Genomic DNA, 1551 nt, shown 5'->3' with positions numbered 1-1551 from the left:
GGCTGATAGCCCACGGCCGACGGGATACGGCCGAGCAGAGCCGACACTTCGGAACCTGCCTGCGTGAAGCGGAAGATGTTGTCGACGAAGAACAGAACGTCCTGGCCCTTGTCGCGGAAGTCTTCAGCGATCGTCAGACCCGTCAGAGCGACGCGAGCGCGTGCGCCCGGCGGTTCGTTCATCTGGCCGTAAACGAGGGCTGCCTTGGAGCCTTCGCCGCCGCCGTGCTTGTTAACGCCGGACTCGATCATTTCGTGGTAAAGGTCGTTGCCTTCGCGGGTGCGTTCACCCACGCCTGCGAACACCGAGTAACCACCGTGCGCCTTGGCGACGTTGTTGATGAGTTCCATGATGAGAACGGTCTTGCCGACGCCGGCGCCGCCGAACAGGCCGATCTTGCCGCCCTTTGCGTAAGGCGCGAGAAGGTCGACGACCTTGATGCCGGTGACGAGGATCTGCGCTTCCGTGGACTGCTCGACGTAGGCCGGAGCTTCCTGGTGGATGGCGCGCTTGCCGGAGGTGACGAGCGGACCGGCTTCGTCAACCGGCTCGCCGATGACGTTCATGATGCGGCCGAGCGTTTCCGGACCGACCGGAACGGTGATCGGGGCGCCCGTGTCGGCAACCGGCTGACCGCGGACGAGACCTTCGGTCGAGTCCATGGCGATCGTGCGAACGGTGTTTTCGCCGAGGTGCTGGGCAACTTCGAGAACAAGGCGGTTGCCGTTGTTGTCGGTTTCCAGCGCGTTCAGGATCTGCGGCAGGGCGCCGTCAAAAGCAACGTCGACGACGGCGCCGATGACCTGCGTCACGCGACCGGTCGCGACAAAAGCAGCCGGAGCGGCAGCGTTCGTTGCAACAGCGGCCTTCGCTGCCGGCTTACGAGCAGCGGGCTTCTTTTCCGCTACGGTTTCCTTGGGGGTAGCTGCCTTAGCCATGTGTCTTACCCTCTTTGTCCTGGTCCTTAGAGCGCTTCAGCGCCCGAGATGATTTCGATGAGTTCCTTGGTGATCTGAGCCTGGCGCTGACGGTTGTAGTTCAGCGTCAGTTTGTTGATCATTTCACCAGCATTGCGGGTCGCATTGTCCATGGCACTCATCTTGGCGCCCATTTCACCGGCGACATTCTCGAGCAGGGCCCGGAAGATCTGCACCGAAATGTTGCGCGGAATGAGGTCGCCGAGGATGGCGCCGGCATCCGGCTCGTAGTCGTAGATCGCGGTCGCACCCGTCGTCTCGGCAACGGCCGCCGGAGCGGACGCCGGGATGAGCTGGAGCGCGGTCGGGATCTGCGAGATAACCGACTTGAACTCGGAATAAAACAGCGTGCAGACGTCGAATTCGCCCTGTTCGAAGAGACCGATGACCTTGCGGCCGATCTGGTCTGCATTCGCAAAGCCAATGCGCTTGACTTCGCGCAGATCGACGCGGTCGACGATCAGCGAGGCGAATTCGCGGCGCAGGATATCGAAGCCCTTCTTGCCCACGCAGACGATCTTGACCGTCTTGCCGCTGGCCAGAAGCTTACGGGTGTGGTCACGCGCCAGACGGG

1 protein-coding gene and 1 pseudogene are annotated in these 1551 nt (G+C 62.4%); both read right to left on the bottom strand.

Annotated features, from left to right (window positions below; translation table 11 throughout):
* Positions 1-938 (bottom strand): annotated as a pseudogene (locus ACOZKU_RS10615) (F0F1 ATP synthase subunit beta); the annotation flags it as partial.
* Between the two features lie 26 nt (positions 939-964).
* Positions 965-1551, bottom strand: a 587-nt coding sequence (gene atpG, locus ACOZKU_RS10610) for an ATP synthase F1 subunit gamma (protein WP_421578838.1), incomplete at its 5' end; no start/stop codon positions are given.

Source organism: Shinella sp. M31 (assembly GCF_049199205.1).
Taxonomy (GTDB): Bacteria; Pseudomonadota; Alphaproteobacteria; order Rhizobiales; family Rhizobiaceae; genus Shinella.
This window is presented reverse-complemented; position numbering and strand designations above follow the sequence as displayed.